Origin of the sequence: Rhodococcus sp. B7740 (assembly GCF_000954115.1) — a bacterium.
GTDB lineage: Bacteria > Actinomycetota > Actinomycetes > Mycobacteriales > Mycobacteriaceae > Rhodococcoides.
The window spans coordinates 3,822,659-3,838,905 of sequence record NZ_CP010797.1; the positions used below are offsets into that span (position 1 = coordinate 3,822,659).

Below are 16,247 nucleotides of genomic sequence, written 5' to 3' on the forward strand. Positions count from 1 at the left end.
GACACCTCAGCTTAGGGGGATCGGGAGTACGTTCGGTGAAGAAACATGTCTCTCGCCGAACGAAGGAAAAATCACCTCATGACCAACGATCTGAAGGTAGTCGCGACGATCATCGCCAAGCCGGATGCCATCGACGCCGTGCGCGACGGCCTCTCCGCTCTGGTTGCCGAATCGCGGAAGGAAGACGGCAACCTCTCGTACGAGCTGTTCGAGTCCGCGATCGAGCCGGGAACCTTCATCACCGTCGAGGTGTGGAAGTCGCAGGAGGACCTCGACGGCCACATGCAGACTCCGCACCTGCAGCAGGCGCTAAGCGAGTTCGGGGCCCACCTCGCGGCTGCGCCCGCCATTCATCCCCTCCGGCCGGTCGGCTGACTCACCCCGCACGCTTGCGTAGACGAGTGTCGACACGATGAGCAGGGCCATCGTGGCACCGATCGCGAGCCAGCCGGTCCCGCTCATCTCGCCCGACGCGATGACGCGGGCTCCGGCGGCGGTGTAGCTCATGGGCATGAAGGCGGCGAGATCGCCCCAGATCGGTGCCGTCGATGCGTATGCGAAGCCACAGACGACGACCTGCACCGCGAGCGCGGCGACGTTGACGATCTGGCCGATCACGGCACCGAGCACCCGTTGGATCGCTCCCGCTGCGGCGAGGTAGGCCGCAGCCGAGACGATCAGGAACGCACCCGCTCCCAGGACCGGCCCGAGGGCGGCGTCGGTGGCGAAAGCGAACGCAACGGCGGCGCTGATGCCCACTGCGGCGACCGCTGCGGCCACGGCGAGCCAGCGAGGCTTGCTGTCCCTGCCCAGAACCCGCACGAGACTGACGCACCCGAGAGCACCGAGCGCGACCAGGGCAGCGATCAGATACGGGGTGGCACCGGTTCCGGTGCTCGACGACGTGACCGCGATGTTCTGGTCCGACGCTGCGTCGTCGGTAGCGGCAGCGGTTCCCTGCGGAAGTGCCGCCGAGGCGTCGCGCACATTGGTGGCGATGCCGTTGACGATTCCCTCGACCGGTTCGACCGACGTCACGAGCTGATCGGTGCCGGCCTTGAGCTGCTGGCCGCCGTCGTCGAGTTGGCCCAGTCCGTCGCGCAACTGCACGGTCGCGTCGCCGAGTTGGGCGGTGGCTCCGAGGAACTGACTGTTGGGGTCGTTGAGTTCGGAGGACAGCTGCTGAGCACCGCTCTTGAGGGTCTGCAGCTGGGCGAGGGTGTCGGGTCCGAAAGCCTGCGTGTTCAGAGTGTCGATGACCCCGCGGATCTCACCGGAGATGGCGTCCGATCCCGGGTGCGGGAATCGATCGACCTGGTCAGCGGTGGCGGCGAGTTTGGCGGTGAAATCGGCCTGCAGAGCGCCGAATCCGGCGAGCTGGTCGACGACCTGGTCGACGCCGCCGCTGATCTGGGACGCGCCGTCTCCGAGCTGACCGATGCCGTCGCGGTACTGCCCGAATCCATCGGCGAGCTGAATGGTTCCGTCGTGTGCCTGGGTGATGCCGTCGGCGAGCTGCCCGACGCCGTCGTTGAGCTGCGTTCCGCCGTCGGTCAGCTGGCCGATACCGCTGGAGAGGAACGTGATGGGCAGCGATGCGCTGTTGAGGCTGCTCCTGGCTGCGGCCAGGGGATCGGCCGTCTGCTGGTCCGCTGCCGGTGCCTGCTCGGTGTCGGCGACGACGGTGGTGGTTGCCGCGGACTCGCCACCGAGGTCGTAGCCGGTGCCCAGTGCAAATGCACCTACCGCTACCAGAGGAAACGCCAGCGCAGTGAGAGCAACGGCAGGACGTCGGAAGATACGCAATTCACCCATGATGAGTTCGAGGCTAACCGCACGGTGCAGCGTCGCCGACCAGTCGACGACCGCCGACGCCCTATTTTGTGCCCTCGACCTGGGAGTTTAAGAGGTCTCTGTGGATTACCGATTGCGGGGCAACAGGTCCCACACGTGCTCGGTTTCGTTCACCGAGGAGACCGACCTCGCGCCGCTGCGCGAGAACAGCACCCGCGTCACCGAGCAGTAGTCGATCGGGAAGCCGAGCACCTTCGGGGTCTGCAGAATGTCCTGCAGCAGGATGTTGATCACGCCGCCGTGAGCGAACAGCGCCACGGTGTCGGTGTGTGCGCTCGCCGAGACGACATCGGCGACACCATCCAGGACTCGCCGGCGAAACGCCTGCTCGTCGACCTGCTCCGGGAGATGCCCTGCCTTGATGCGATCGAATGCCTCCCGGAATTCGGTCTTGGCCGACTCGATCGGGACGTAGCCGCCGAAGTCGCGATCGTATTCGGTCAGGCGATCGTCGGGCTCGACGGTCAGACCGAGCCGATCGGCCAGAGGCTGCGCGGTCTGGACGGCGCGTAGCTGCGAGCTCGAGACGACTCGCGAGATCGGGAACCGGGCGACGGCACCCGGCACTCGCTGGGACTGTTCGACGCCGAGTTCGGCCAGAGCGGGATCGGCCGAGGTCTCCGACCGTTGCGGGAGGGCATGCCGCACCAGAACCAATTGCATCGACTCACCTAATCACGAGTGTTCTGCCGCTGCGCAGCACCATCGATCGAAATGCCGCCACCTGACGCGGCGAATCGGCCCGCGGATCCCACACCATGCCGATTCGCCTGCGCGCGGCCGGTTGGGTGAGTCCGATGTCCACGGTTCCGCCCTCACCGCCGTGCGCGCGTATTCGCGGCAGAATGGCGATACCGAGACCGGCCCCGACGAGTCCGCGCACCGTGTGGGTGTCCTGACCCTCGAAGGCGATACGCGGGCTGAAGCCGGCGTCCGCCCACAACTCGTCGCAGATCGAGCGCATCCCGAAGCCGTGGCCCATCGCGATGTAGTTCTCGTCGGCCGTGTCGGCCAGATCGACCGACCTGCGCGTGGCCAGCCGATGATCGGCCGGAACCACCAGCATCAGTCGCTCGTCGTAGAGCTGGAACGAATTGTGCTCGGTGTGTTCGGCGCTGAGAGAGACGAACGCCAGGTCGGAGACCCCGTCGGCGAGACGGTCGAGGCAGCGTGCCCGGGCACCCTGATCCAGATCGAACGTGACGGCCGGGTGGTCGACGCGGAACTGACGGATCAGTGCGGGTACGACGTCCTCGCCCAGGGTGTTCTGAAACGCCACCGCGATACGGCCGCGGGCTCTGGCGTCGTGCTCGGTCATCGCGTCGATGCCGGCGTCGATGTCGCTCAACGCCCGCTGGAGATAAGGAATGAGCACTCGGCCGGTGCTGGTGAGCACGATCCCGCGGCCGCGTCGTTCCACGATGTCGACGCCCAGAATTGCCGAGGCGCGGGCGACCTGCCGACTGACGGTGGGCTGTGGGACGCCCAGGACGTGCGCGGCGTCGGTGATGTGTTCGGTGTCGGCCACTGCGACGAGAGTCGGTAGCAGCGGCAGGAGTTCGATCGTTTCACGACGCATTGCCGAATCATATCGTCGGTGTATCGGTTTGCCCGGTCTCATGCATTGGACGAATATCGTGAGCGCTTCTAACGTGATCTGCATGACCACGACGCAGCCCGAGGTGCTCGAATGGGAGGGACACCCCAGGGGATCGCGCGAATACCGCAGGCTCGTGCTGGCACTGCTGTTCGCCGGAGTCGCAACGTTCGCTCAGCTCTATTCGGTGCAGGGCATCCTGCCCCTCATCGCCGCCAATCTCGACATCACGCCGTCGCAGTCCTCGCTCGCGGTCGGGCTCGCGACGGTCGGCGTTGCGGTGTCCGTCATTCCGTGGTCGGTGGCGGCCGACCGCATCGGTCGTGTTCGGGCCATGACGGCGTCGATCCTCACCGCCACGACGCTGGGTCTGCTGGTTCCGCTCGCGCCGTCGCTCGAAGTACTGCTGGTGATTCGATTCTTCGAGGGTGCAGCACTGGGCGGTCTTCCGGCCATCGCCATCGCGTACCTCAGCGAAGAGATCCATCACAAGCACACAGCCCTGGCTGCGGCGACCTACGTGTCCGGTACGACGCTCGGCGGACTGCTCGGCCGCATCGTCGCGGGACCCGTTGCGGAGTACACCAACTGGCGGATCGGCACGTTGACCGTGTCGATGATCGCTGCGTTGGCCGCCGGACTGTTCGTCTGGCTTGCACCGAAGCCGCGAACGACGCTCGTGCACAGCGAAATTCGTGACCTACCCGGACGGCTGTGGGTGAACCTGCGCGAGCCGGGGATGGCGGCACTCTACGGCCAGGGGTTTCTGCTGATGGGCGGCTTCGTCGCGATCTACAACTACCTCGGATTTCGTTTGGAGGCCGTGCCTTTCGGGCTCCCGCAGTCTCTGATCAGCCTGATCTTCGTGGCGTACCTCAGCGGTACCGTGTCCTCACGGGTAGCGGGCAATCTCGCGACGAAGCACGGCAGATCGGTGGTGCTCGCCGGATCCACCGCCACGATGGTCGCCGGAGTTGCCCTGACGATGGCGTCGAATCTCGCCGTCATTCTGACCGGCTTGGTGATCCTGACCATGGGATTCTTTGCCGCCCACGCCATCGCGTCGGGATGGACCGGACAACGAGCCGTCCACGGCCGAGCCCAGGCGACATCGCTGTACAACCTCTTCTACTACGGCGGATCCTCCGTCGTCGGCTGGATCGGCGGCGTCGTCTTCCAATCCCAGGGATGGAACGCGTTGGCGCTGTTCGTCATTGCGTTGGCAGTGATCGCAGGCGTGTGGGCCGCGTGCATGAACGGCCGATTGGCGAAGCCGGTATCAGTAGGTTGACGTGTTTGCGGCAGCGAGGGCAAAAATGACGATCGCACCCACGATGACGACGAAGAGCGCGATCGAGACGTAACCCACGATCAGGCCCGCCGTCGCAAAACCCGATCCGCCTTCGCTGGTGCGCTTGATCTGACCGCGCGCAATGTGGCCACACACCACCGCGCACACCGACGCAATCAACGGAATGAACGTCAGACCGAGAATCGCCAACACGAGTGACACGATCGCCAAGGTGTTGGTGGACGCCGGAGCCTGATACCCGCCGGCATACGGCGCATTCCCGTACTGCGAATACTGTTGCTGCGGGTTCGGGTACTGGGGGCTCTGTTGCGGGGGGTTCGGGTACTGGGGGTTCGGGTTCTGGGGGTTCGGGTTCTGATAGGGCGGGTACTGCTGCCTCCCGTACGGCTGATCCTTGTTCGCTGCGTCGAACGGATCGTTGCTCTCACCCTGCGGATCGCCCATGGCGGGAGTGTGGCACCTGGAGACAGCAGTCGCAACCGCTCTCCCTCTGCGCTACGTACCGAGCTTGCCCCACCCCACATAGGCGTCGACAGTGACGTATCCGGTCACGCGCGGCTGATCCCGAACCGGATACGGATCGCCGGTGTAATGCGTCGAAATGCGATCGATATCGACCAGATCGGGATCGTCACGCAACTCGATCGAACCGTGCACCGTCACATGTGTGTACCAACTGGCCTCGTCCAACACCGAAATCGAGACCTTCGGATTCGCCTTGATGTGCTCGAGACGCTTCCGCGACGCATCGAAATTGAGCACCACCTTCCCGTCCTCCCACAGATACCACGTGGGTGCGGTGATCGGCGTTCCATCTGCACGAACCACCGCCATGACCGCGGGATTGGCCTTCTTCAGCAATTCGACAGCGGCATCGGGCAACGGAGGCTTGGGCATACGACAACAGTACGACTCGACCCCCGCCTTGGGTCCCGAATCGCCCCACAGCGTCCCCGGAGTCCACTCGATGTGCCATTGACTGCCGAAAAGGCCACTCAATGTCACATCGAGTGCACTGGGGTGAAAGGTGTGCACTCGGGAATCGAGTGCATCCGATGTGGATCGGCGACTACAGGTTGGGGAGTTTGACTACCTGTCCGGCGTAGGAGAGTCCGGCACCGAAGGCGAGCAGCAGTGCTGTGTCTCCTGCCTTTGCTTTGCCGGTGCGCAGTAGTTCTTCCATGGCCAGGGGGATCGAGGCTGCCGAGGTGTTGCCGGTTTCGGCGATGTCATTGGCGACGGGTGTGTCCTCGTTCAGATTCAGGCTCTTGGCGAGGAGTTCGGTGATGCGGCTGTTGGCCTGGTGGGGGATGAAGGCGTGCAGTTCGTCGGTTTTGATACCGGCGACGTCGAGGACGCGCTGCGCGGCTTTGCCCATTTCGAATGCGGCCCAGCGGAAGACGGAGATGCCGTTCATCCGGATCCAGGGGCGCTCGAGGCCTTCTTCGGTGATGTAGTCGTACCAGTCGGTGGTCTGGACGATGGCGTCGGATTGCGAGCCGTCGGAGCCCCAGACGGCGGGTCCGATCTCGGTTTCGTCGCTCTGGCCGACGACCACGGCACCGGCGCCGTCGGCGAAGATGAAGCGGGTGGTGCGGTCGTAGGGGTCGGTGGTCACGCTGAGCTGCTCTGCACCGATGACGAGGACGTACTTGGACGTTCCGGCCTTGACCAGGTCCGATGCGACTGCGAGGGAGTAGCAGAAGCCCGCGCAGCCGGCGCAGATGTCGAATGCGGCCGGCCCCTTGGTGCCGAGTCCGTGCGCTACTTTTGCAGCTGCTTGGGGTGTGAGTTCGAGATGCGTCGAGGTGGCGACGATGACGGTGTCGACTTGGTCGGCGGTGATTCCGCTGGCTTCGAGGGCCTTACGACCTGCCGCGATGGACATCTCGACGACGTTTTCCTTGGGATCGGCGAAGCGCCGGTTCTTGATTCCGGACCGCGTCTGGATCCACTCGTCGCTCGAGTCGATGAATTCACAGATCTCGTCGTTGGTCACGACTCTCTCGGGGCGGTGAACGCCGAGTCCGAGTAGTTTCGACTGTCGTCCCTGCGTCGTGCTGATCGCACCCATCTTCAATTTCCTCTCGTGCTACCGCGCCATCGCCGAGCTTCGGCTCGGGTCTTGGGCTACGGGCTCGGTGACACACGTTACGTGCGTCGCCTCGAGGAGTTCACACCAGTTCGGTGATGAGGGCTGCGACCTCGGCGGGCTTGTCGATCATGGCGTGGTGGTGGGCGGGCATGACGACAGTGAAGTCGGCCCGCAGATACGCGGCCAGCTTGCGTTGAGTCTTGATCCATCGCTTGCCCCACGGGGAGGGTCGTCCGGTGTGGGCTGCGGCGACGATGACCGGAACGACGAGGGGCGAACGCTTCCGCATTCTGTTCAGTTCGGCGGCGAGATCCGGGTAGACGACATCCTCCACCAGGGCGGCGGCGAGGTAGGTGGGTCGTCGATAGATGTCGTCGACCCAGTCGAACGTCTCCTGCGGCGTGCCGTCGGGCGGTGTCGCCTGATTGAGGACGCGTCGCACACGCGGTCCGACCAACTTCTGCAGGCCGGTCTTGCTGAGCGCGGTGGCGATGACGTGGGCAGCCTCGACGCGCACGAGGGTCGGGACGAAGCGTGGGGGGTCGGATTCGGCGCTGGAATCGAGCAACAGAATCCCGCGGGTGCGCGACGGGTACAGCCGGGCCACAGCTTCTGCGTAGAAGCCGGCTATCGAATGACCTACCACGACGGCCGGGTCGGTGACTCCGAGTGCGTCGAGGACACCGATGATTCGGTCTGCCTCCCCGCGGACGGTGGGTGTGGCACCGGCGGGCAAGGGGTCGCTGAGTCCGAAGCCGGGCCGGTCGAGCACGACCACGTGATGGTGGGCGCTCAGGATGTCGACGGTGTCGTTCCAGTCGAACCAATTACTGCCGAGGCCTCCGCACAGGACGACCGTGGGGCCGGTTCCGCGTACGAACAGATGCAGACGTTGCCCGTCCACCTCGACGTACTGACCGGGAGGATGTTTCACGGGAAACAACGCACTGCGTTCGGCTCGATCCCCGCTGTCCATGTTTGGCACTCCACGATGCTCTACCGACCTGTCGACTGTTTCACGCTCCAGTTTCCATCATTTTCCCCGTTTTGCACACTCGTGCGCGCGGATCGGTCACCAGGGAAGGTCATTGACGCGGCTTGGCCAGGGGGAACGCGAGCGTTTCCCGAATGCTGCCACCGGTGATGAGCATGACGACCCGGTCGACTCCCATGCCGAGACCGCCGGTCGGCGGCATCCCGTGCTCGAGCGCTTGCAGGAAATCCTCATCCAGGCTCATCGCTTCCTCGTCACCGCCGGCCGCCAACAGCGACTGTTCGGTGAGGCGCTGCCGCTGATCGACAGGGTCGGTCAGCTCGCTGTACGCGGTACCCAGCTCCACACCCCACGCGACGAGATCCCACTTCTCGGCGACGCCCGGAATGCTCCGATGCGGCCTCGTCAACGGCGACATCGACGTCGGGAAGTCCTTGTAGAAAGTGGGGAACTCGGTGTAGTCCTCGACGAGATGCTCGTACATTCCCTGCGCGACGGCCCCAGCATCCCAGGTCTTCTCGTACGGAATGTCGTTCTCGTCGCACAGGCGTTGTAGCTCCTCCAGAGGAGTCGCCGGTTCGACGGGCACTCCCAACTTCTCGGCGACGGCACCGTGCAACGTCTTGACCGGCCATTCGCCGGAGATGTCGATCTCGATCATTTCCCCGTTCGGACCGTCCGGGCGCAGGATGATCTCGCGTCCATGCGCGGCGACGGCCGCTCGCTGAATCAGCTCGCGGCACAACACCATTGCGCGTTCGTAGTCGCTGTGGGCCTCGTAGGCCTCGAGGATCGTGAACTCGGGGTTGTGCTTGAAGTCCGCGCCTTCGTTGCGGAACACGCGGCCGATCTCGAACACCTTCTCCATGCCGCCGACACACAGGCGCTTCAGATAGAGCTCCGGTGCGATCCGCAGGTAGAGGTCGAGATTGTAGGCATTGATGTGGGTGACGAACGGTGCTGCGTTGGCACCGCCGTGAACCTGCTGCAGAATCGGTGTCTCGACCTCCATGTATCCGCGCTCGCCGAGCGAATCACGAAGTGACTTCACGACATTGGATCGGGCGATCATCAGTGCACGAGCATCGCGATTGATCGCCAGATCGACGTAGCGTTGCCGCACCCGAGCTTCCGGGTCGGTGAGTCCGCGATACTTGTCCGGCAGTGGATGCAGGCACTTGGCGTTCATTCGCCAGTCCGTCGCGAGGAGCGACAGCTCCCCACGCTTGCTGCGGCCGATCGCGCCACTGACCTCGATGAGATCGCCGAGATCGAAATCGGCGTCGAAGTTCTCGATCGAATCCCCGACGCGATCGCGGTCGAAGAGAACCTGGATATCGGCCGACCAGTCACGCACCACAGCGAATACGACACCGCCGTAGTCGCGAATCCGCAGGATGCGTCCGGCAATTCGTACCGTTGTGCCCTGCGGCGAGGCCACCGCCGCCTCGACCGTATGTGTCGGGGGATAGGCGACGGGATAGCCCTCGGTGCCCTCGCGTTCGAGACGATCGAGTTTCGACATGCGTACGCGCACCTGGTCGGGACGCTTACGGCCCGGTGTCGGCTCGTCCGGGACGCTGTCGGGGCCGCTGCCGTCGGGATGAATGTCGTCGGCGTCGGCCAGAGCCGCGGGTACCGCAACGTGAGAACCGGTGTGCTTCGAGGCGCGTCGGAAGGTCGGCAGGGTCAAGAAGCCCTCGGCGATGGCCGACGCCACGCCGACCTTGGGCAACACCCGATTGTCGGCGAAGCAGAGGTAGCGCGGCTCCCATTCCGGAAGGTACTTCACGTTCGAGCGATACAGGGCCTCGAGCTGCCACCACCGAGAGAAGAACACCAGCACGCTGCGCCAGATTCGCAACACCGGCCCGGCACCGATCCGGCTGCCCTCCTCGAACGCCGCGCGGAACACCGCGAAGTTCAGCGAGATCTTGCCGACCCCGAAATGATCGGCGCTGGTAGCGAGTTCGGTCACCATCAGTTCGATCACCCCGTTGGGCGACGCCGGATCACGACGCATCAGATCCAAGGACACACCGGTGCGACCCCACGGCACCAGCGAGAGAACGCCGATCACCTTCTCGCCCTGAACTGCTTGCACCAGAAGACAATCACCGTCGAGCGGATCACCCAGTCGACCCAACGCCATCGAGAAACCACGCTCGGTTTCGGTATCGCGCCACGCATCCGCGCAGGCAATGATCTCCGACATCTCCTCCGACGAAATGTCACGATGACGACGCACGGTGACCACGACACCCGCTTTACGAGCCCGGTTGACCGCCTGACGCACGGGGCGCATCTCGCGTCCATTGAGGTTGAAATCCTTGGTTTTCAGGATTGCTTCGTCGCCGAGTTCGAGGACACTCAGTCCAGCCCGCTTGTACGCGGTCGCGCCGATCTCGCTGGCGCCCATGACAGCTGGGGTCCAGCCGTATTTCTCGGCCAGGTCCAACCATTCCGAGATCGCATGCGGCCACGCCTCGGGATTTCCGATCGGATCACCACTGGCCAGACACACGCCGACCTCGACTCGATACGTCACCGCCGCCTTACCGCTGGTGGCGAAGATGACGCCCTTGTCGCGCCGAGTGGCGAAGTAGCCGAGGGAATCGTCGGCACCCCATTTGTCGAGCAGGCCACGCAGCGCGGACTCGTCGCGACCGGTGAGCGCGTTGCTCGACCGCTGCGACCGAAACAACGTGACGACAGCCCCCAACAACGCCAGCGCTCCGAACAGCCCGAGGGCCGTGTTCACGATGCCGTTCGGCCTGCCGTCGAACTGCTCGTTGTCCACCGTCGCCAACGCCGTCACGCGATTGAACGCCCACAGGAACGTCTGACTCTCCGGCAACGACCCGGGGAACAGCGCAACCAGCGCCCACCCGATCACCGTCCCGACGGCCGCGCCGAGCACGAGCACCCGAGTGCCTTCCACACCGCACCACGACGCACCCGCGTGTAGAACTCCTTGCGCGCGGCGATCAACACCCCCGTCACCACAACATGGACAGCCAGCGCAATCCACGAATTGACGCTCTTGTCCGTGATCCCCTCGACCACATTGGTGATCGCCAACAACACCAGATAGATCGTCAGCAACCACCACGCAATGCGCTTACGACTCGCCAACGCCGCCGCCAACAAACCGACCACCAGCGCCCACGACAAACTCGTATCGGGAGCATCGAAGTAATAGCTGTCGACGTACTCACGCGGAACGTGAATCAGGAAACGAAGAGTCGGCGACAGACTCCACAGAAACAACAACACCGCGAACACACCGAGCACCAGCCCCGCAATATGCGGAACCTCACTCAAACGACCGCGCTCGGGTGGCACGAACGACCGCGGAACCATGGACCCGGACCGCTCCGAGGAAACTGCTGTCGCCGTCATATCTCACTCCCGAAGTCAGAATGCACTTGCACGTAGACGGTATCCCCGCGAAGGCGAGTCAGGTGCCCATTGCCCGCACCCCCGCCCACTCAATGTGACGTTCAGTGGCCTTTTCGACAGTCGATGTCACATCGAGTGGACATCGGGTCGGGTGCGGGCGGCGGATCTTCAGGTGCGTTGGATCTCGATACGACGTCGCCTCGGCGCGCGTGGGTGAAAGTTCGTCCACAGGGCGTGGGTTATCCACAGGGCAGTTCGTTTCCCGTCGTCGCGGCGGATTCGGGGTGCGCGGACTGTGCATCATCATGGCCATGAAGCGGGGTGGAGCACGAGTCGATGCGAAGGTGATCGCGGCTGCGTCGGATCGCGGCTTCATGAGGACAGCGCACTTACTCGAGCTCGGGGTGGCGTCGAAGACCATCGTTCGACGCACCCAGCCGGACGGCAGCTGGTCACGGGCGTTACCTGGGTTGGTGTTCTTGAAGAATCGTTCGCTGACGCCGATTGAACGCGCCACCGCGGTGGCGATCTACTGCGGCAAGGATGCTCTCATCAGCGGCCGGGCAGGGCTGGCGTTGCATGGATTGGGCACGTCGGGTTCGTTGGAGGAGACGTTCGCACTGATTCCCGAGCCGCAACATCGCAAGTCCGTGGGCTTCGCTGTCGTGGAGCGGACGTGGCGAATGCCGACGGCGGAAATCAAGTCGGGACTTCGCGTCGCCCCGATCGTTCGGTGTCTGTGCGATGCAGTTCGACGGATGAAGAATGCCGAGCAGTGCATGGCGTTGATTGCCGGTGTCGTGCAGGGAGGTGCGGCCACCGTGGACGCGATCACGAAGGAACTGAACGCCGGTAGTACGCGGGGAACTGCGATGCCACGTCGAGTTCTGAGGGAACTGGCTGCAGGTGCGCACTCGGTGGCGGAGGCTCAGGCCCAGAAGCTGTACGCGCGCAGCGGACTTCCGACGATGCAGCACAACGTGGCTGTCCATGACGAGCAGGGCAGGTTCCTGCTGATAGCCGACAACTGGCTCGACGACGTCGCGTTGGATTGGGAGATCGATTCGCTCGAATACCATCTCTCACCCGCGGCGCACAGGGCGACGGTGGCGCGTCGGGAACGAGCGCAGAATGCCGGCCTCATCGTGGTGACACATCTGCCGAGCGATATTCGGGAGGACCCGGAACGCGTTCTGTCCGACCTTCGTGCGCGTTACAAGCAGGCCAAGGAGCGACCGCGACCGAATGTCACGGTCCGACCGCGAGCGGATCAGGCTCGTAGTCGCTCGGGTTGATACACCCACACCATGTGCTTGCCGGTCTCGGACGCAGCTGCGATCGGTCGATGCTCGATCCTGTCCAGCACGAATCCAAGCCTCTTGGGTACGGCCTGGCTCCGGAGATTCGCTGCATCACAATGAATTTCGACTCGATTGATTCCGTCCAGCCTCACGGCCTCCCGTATGAGGGCACCGACCGCCTCGCTTATCACCCCACGTCCCTCGGCCCCGGCGTCGAGCCAGAAACCCAATTCGATACCGTGCGGGCCGATCCGGCGATGCATCCCGATCTTGCCCAGAAACGCACCGCCGTCGCGCTCGAAAATTCCGTAATCGAACATCTCCCCGGCATTCCACTGCTCGACGGCCTCCGCAATGCGAGCCGATTGCACCGAAGGCTGGGCCGCTTCTTCGGTCGCCCACCCCATCCACGGCGCAAGGCGTGCGAGATTGCGACCGATCACGTCGGCAACGGCAACGGCATCGCCGGCCGACTCGCGACGAATGAGAAGTCGGTCGGTGACAATCCGATCGGGAGGTACATCGAACATGGCCAGCAGTGTGTCAACAGTGCACCCGATCTGCCAACGAATTTCGTTGCACTGTCACCCGCTCGCAGTCCACTCGATGTGCCATCGACGGGCGAAAAGGCCACCGAAGGTCACATTGAGTGGACAAGGGGCAGCGGCAAGGGCGGGGTCAGGAAGCCGACCAGGATCTCCAGGACAGTTTGTCGATGATGATGACCGGACCTTCGGGTCTGTTGTTTTTGTATTGACTGTATTTCGCGACCAGGGCGTCGGTGGCCGATGTGCCTTCGGCGCTGGAGGTTTCGACGATGTGGGCGGATCCGTCCGCGCGGATCCACCAGAGTTGGGACCAATCGTCGGTGTAGTGGTCGACGATGAGGCTGACGGCGGGGTCGGCGCGGATGTTGTCGAGTCGCTGGAGTTTCTGCGTTGTCTTGGGTTTCCAGTCGATGGCGGTGAAGATTCGGTCGCCGGTGGGGGCGACGGCGAAGACGATCGGGACCAGGTGTGGTGTGCCGTCGGGGTTGATGGTGGAGAGTTGGGCTCGGGGTGCGTCGGTGAAGCGTTGGACTTCGTTGTCGATCTTCACGTTCGGTTCCTCGGGTTATGCGGATTCGCTGTGGGTGCTGTGTCGGGTGATGAATTGTTCGAGTGCCGCAACGGACATGGGGCGTCCGAGTAGGTGTCCTTGGCCGAAGGTTACGCCCATGTCGGTGCAGATCTGGAGTTGTTCCGGTGTCTCGATTCCCTCGATGACGGTGTCTTTGCCGAGAGTGGTGGTGACGTCGACGAGGGCTGTGCAGAGCGTGGTCATGGCGCGGCGTCGGTGCAGGTTGTCGCTGTCGAGGTGTTGGGTGAGGGATTTGTCGATCTTGAGGGTGTCGACGGGGAGGGTGGCGAGTCGTTCGAGGGAGGAGAAGCCGGAGCCGAAGTCGTCGATGGCGATGAGGACGCCGTGGCGTTGGACGTCGCGGAGTTGGTAGTGGACTGCGTCGAGGTCGTGGAGTGTCTGTGATTCGGAGAGTTCGAGGGCGAGTCGTCCGGGTTCGATGCCGTAGGTGTCGACGGTGTCGATGACGTCGGTCGCGAGGGTTCCGGTGGCGAAGTGGGCTGGGCTGATGTTGACGCCCACTTGGAGGTGGATGTTGCGGGTCTGCCAGTCCGCGATCGTGTGCGCGACCTCGGCGAGAATCCACATGCTCAGCGGGACGATGAGGTCGGCGTCCTCGGCGAGGGGGATGAAGGTGTCGGGCATCAGCAGGCCGAGTTCGGGGTGGTTCCATCGGATGAGTGCTTCGGCCCCGACGACCGTTCCCGTCGCGAGTTCCACGATGGGTTGGTAGACCATCGTCAGTTCGCGCTCGACCATGGCGGTGCCGCGTAGTCGTTCGATGAGTTCGAGTCGGGTGCGGTTGGTGTGGTGGAGCTCGTCGGTGAAGACGTGGTGTTCGTTGCGTCCGACGGCTTTGGCGGCGTGCATGGCTGCGGTGGCGTTGTGGACCAGTTGGGTGGCGCTGATGTCGGCGGTGGTACTCGAGGCGACTCCGACGCTGGCGGTGAGGGTGAGTTGGCGGCCGGAGAGCTCGAAGGCGGGCTCGAAGATACTCGCGAATCCGGCAGCCAGGGCGCGCGCGGCTATGGAGTGGCAGCCCCGTGCGATGACGACGAATTCGTCGCCGGTGAGTCGGCCGATGGTGTCGCCGGGGCGGGTGGAGGCGAGCAGTCGCTCGGCGACCATGCACAGCAGGCTGTCGCCCTGGGCGGGGCCGAGGGCGTCGTTGAACTCTCGGAATCCGTCGATGTCGACCAGCAGGACGCTGAACTGACGATCCGGGGTGCGTCGGTCGAGCTCGTCGGTGATGAGGGCAAGGATCTCGACGCGGTTCGGAAGACCGGTCAGCGCGTCGCGTTGGGCAGCTGTTCCGCCTACGGCAGCGGCTGAGGTGACCGCGGCGACATGACGGGGCGGCGCGTCGTGCTCTCGGCTCACTGTTCCCCCTCATGGCCGGACAGCCATGGATGATACTAGCCGAAGAGTCTGCTTGAACGCTATAAACAGGGAGCATCCCCTTTTTTAGGACTATTAGATCACGGTGTCCTTGGTTTGTGGGTCGTTTGCGCGTCCTGTCGATGCTCGTTCTTCGACGCTCCAGATCGCTTCGTCCACGCTGTCGCTGAGTCCGAGCACCCACCGAGCCGCCGACCGGCCCTGATCGAACAGCGACTGCGCAACGGTGGTCAATCCGGCCTCGGCCGCGGCAGGGGAGTCGTCCCACCCGGTCACGGCCAGTCGCCCCGGAACGTCGATTCCGGCCGTGGCCGCAGCATCGAGCACCCCGAGGGCAAGTTCGTCGCTCATCACGAGCAATGTGTCGATAGCGTTGTCCTGCAACAACACCTGCGCTGCTCGGTCCCCTTCGGGGCGGGCGTTGTTGGTGGTGAACAGTGTCGGTACCGTCGACCATTCGATCCCCGATTGCAGGCATGCGTCTCGGTAACCCTCGAGTCGAGCTCGGGTCACCGGCATCGAGATGTCCGACGCGTCCGCGCCACGCACGATCGTCGATTCGCGTCGGGTATCGGGCCTGAGAGCGACGATGGCAGGTCGAGATCGGCTGTGCAATGCGGCGGTGGCCACTGCGTCGGCTGCCGCCCTGTCGTCGATGGCGATCGAGTTCAGGCCGGGGTGGTCGGGCCCACCCTGGATGCACGTGGGGCGGCCGGTCTCGACGAGCACGTCGAGCAAGGGGTCGTCGATCTCCGTGGTCCACACCACGTACCCGTCGACCTGTGCGTCTCGGATGCGAGCGTTGTCGGTCTCGCGGTGCAGGTTCGGCAGCATCACCAGCGCGGTGTCGGCGTCGAGACACGCTTCGGCGATGCCGGACACAAACCGTCGAGCCTGGGGATCCTCGAAGGCGTAGGTGAGCTTCTCGCCGAGGACGACGCCGATGCTGTCGTGCCTGCCGCTGCGCAACGACCGCGCGGTGCGGTTGGGACCGGCGTATCCGAGGGCAGCAGCTGCCTCGTGCACACGATCGCGGGTGGCCGCGGAAACTCGGCTCGGTCGGTTGTAGGTGTACGAGACGCTCATGGTGGAAACGCCTGCGGACGCTGCGACGTCGGCCATGGTCACCCGAGTGTTCACCCGCCCACTGTAGCGCGCGGCACCGATGATGTGTA

At 64.3% G+C, this 16,247-nt stretch carries 14 protein-coding genes and 1 pseudogene; 3 read left to right on the top strand and 12 right to left on the bottom strand.

The window, feature by feature from the left end:
- Window positions 1–78: 78 nt before the first annotated feature.
- Complete coding sequence (locus tag NY08_RS17635; RefSeq protein WP_045197796.1) at window positions 79–375, top strand: putative quinol monooxygenase; 297 nt, start codon at window positions 79–81, stop codon at window positions 373–375.
- On the opposite strand, the gene NY08_RS17640 is transcribed toward NY08_RS17635, so the two are convergent.
- The 3 genes from NY08_RS17640 to NY08_RS17650 all read right to left on the bottom strand — a co-directional run bounded on the left by NY08_RS17640 (window position 310) and on the right by NY08_RS17650 (window position 3,433).
- Window positions 310–1,815 (bottom strand): phage infection protein, encoded by a 1,506-nt coding sequence (locus tag NY08_RS17640; RefSeq protein WP_045197798.1) that lies wholly within the window; start codon window positions 1,813–1,815, stop codon window positions 310–312. The two genes, NY08_RS17635 and NY08_RS17640, sit on opposite strands and share 66 nt — an antisense overlap.
- Before the next feature lie 105 nt (window positions 1,816–1,920).
- Entirely contained in the window at window positions 1,921–2,517 is a 597-nt protein-coding gene (locus NY08_RS17645) for a histidine phosphatase family protein (protein ID WP_045197800.1), read from the bottom strand.
- Window positions 2,518–2,521: 4 nt separating this feature from the next.
- The gene (locus tag NY08_RS17650; RefSeq protein WP_235386947.1) at window positions 2,522–3,433 is read right to left on the bottom strand and encodes a LysR family transcriptional regulator; all 912 of its coding nucleotides are present in this window, start codon (window positions 3,431–3,433) and stop codon (window positions 2,522–2,524) included.
- A gap of 82 nt (window positions 3,434–3,515) precedes the next feature.
- Here NY08_RS17650 and NY08_RS17655 point away from each other — a divergent pair, with 82 nt between their 5' ends.
- Window positions 3,516–4,742, top strand: a complete 1,227-nt coding sequence (locus NY08_RS17655) for an MFS transporter (protein WP_045197801.1) — start codon at window positions 3,516–3,518, stop codon at window positions 4,740–4,742.
- On the opposite strand, the gene NY08_RS26130 is transcribed toward NY08_RS17655, so the two are convergent.
- From NY08_RS26130 to lysX, 5 genes and pseudogenes are all read right to left on the bottom strand, one after another.
- Entirely contained in the window at window positions 4,731–5,207 is a 477-nt protein-coding gene (locus NY08_RS26130; RefSeq protein ID WP_052683861.1) for a DUF4190 domain-containing protein, read from the bottom strand. The genes NY08_RS17655 and NY08_RS26130 overlap by 12 nt on opposite strands.
- 51 nt (window positions 5,208–5,258) lie before the next feature.
- Window positions 5,259–5,660 carry a PPOX class F420-dependent oxidoreductase gene (locus NY08_RS17670; protein WP_045197803.1) on the bottom strand — a complete coding sequence of 134 codons (402 nt, stop codon included), beginning with the start codon at window positions 5,658–5,660 and terminating at the stop codon, window positions 5,259–5,261.
- 172 nt (window positions 5,661–5,832) lie between these two features.
- A complete protein-coding gene (locus NY08_RS17675; protein ID WP_032397016.1) occupies window positions 5,833–6,837 on the bottom strand; it encodes a beta-ketoacyl-ACP synthase III in 1,005 nt (334 codons plus the stop codon).
- A 100-nt stretch (window positions 6,838–6,937) separates the two neighbouring features.
- A complete protein-coding gene (locus tag NY08_RS17680) occupies window positions 6,938–7,834 on the bottom strand; it encodes an alpha/beta fold hydrolase (RefSeq protein WP_200893129.1) in 897 nt (298 codons plus the stop codon).
- A gap of 109 nt (window positions 7,835–7,943) precedes the next feature.
- A pseudogene (gene lysX, locus NY08_RS17685) lies at window positions 7,944–11,254 on the bottom strand (bifunctional lysylphosphatidylglycerol synthetase/lysine--tRNA ligase LysX).
- Window positions 11,255–11,559: 305 nt separating this feature from the next.
- On the opposite strand from lysX, the gene NY08_RS17690 reads away from it, so the two are divergent.
- Window positions 11,560–12,549, top strand: a complete 990-nt coding sequence (locus NY08_RS17690; protein ID WP_235386948.1) for a hypothetical protein — start codon at window positions 11,560–11,562, stop codon at window positions 12,547–12,549.
- On the opposite strand, the gene NY08_RS17695 is transcribed toward NY08_RS17690, so the two are convergent.
- The 4 genes from NY08_RS17695 to NY08_RS17710 form a co-directional block, all read right to left on the bottom strand.
- Window positions 12,525–13,085 carry a GNAT family N-acetyltransferase gene (locus NY08_RS17695; RefSeq protein WP_045197805.1) on the bottom strand — a complete coding sequence of 187 codons (561 nt, stop codon included), beginning with the start codon at window positions 13,083–13,085 and terminating at the stop codon, window positions 12,525–12,527. The two genes, NY08_RS17690 and NY08_RS17695, sit on opposite strands and share 25 nt — an antisense overlap.
- A gap of 148 nt (window positions 13,086–13,233) precedes the next feature.
- The gene (locus tag NY08_RS17700; protein WP_032397019.1) at window positions 13,234–13,653 is read right to left on the bottom strand and encodes a TIGR03668 family PPOX class F420-dependent oxidoreductase; all 420 of its coding nucleotides are present in this window, start codon (window positions 13,651–13,653) and stop codon (window positions 13,234–13,236) included.
- 15 nt (window positions 13,654–13,668) lie between these two features.
- Entirely contained in the window at window positions 13,669–15,054 is a 1,386-nt protein-coding gene (locus tag NY08_RS17705; protein WP_052683862.1) for a putative bifunctional diguanylate cyclase/phosphodiesterase, read from the bottom strand.
- A gap of 93 nt (window positions 15,055–15,147) precedes the next feature.
- Window positions 15,148–16,212, bottom strand: a complete 1,065-nt coding sequence (locus NY08_RS17710; RefSeq protein WP_235386949.1) for a substrate-binding domain-containing protein — start codon at window positions 16,210–16,212, stop codon at window positions 15,148–15,150.
- Window positions 16,213–16,247: the final 35 nt, after the last annotated feature.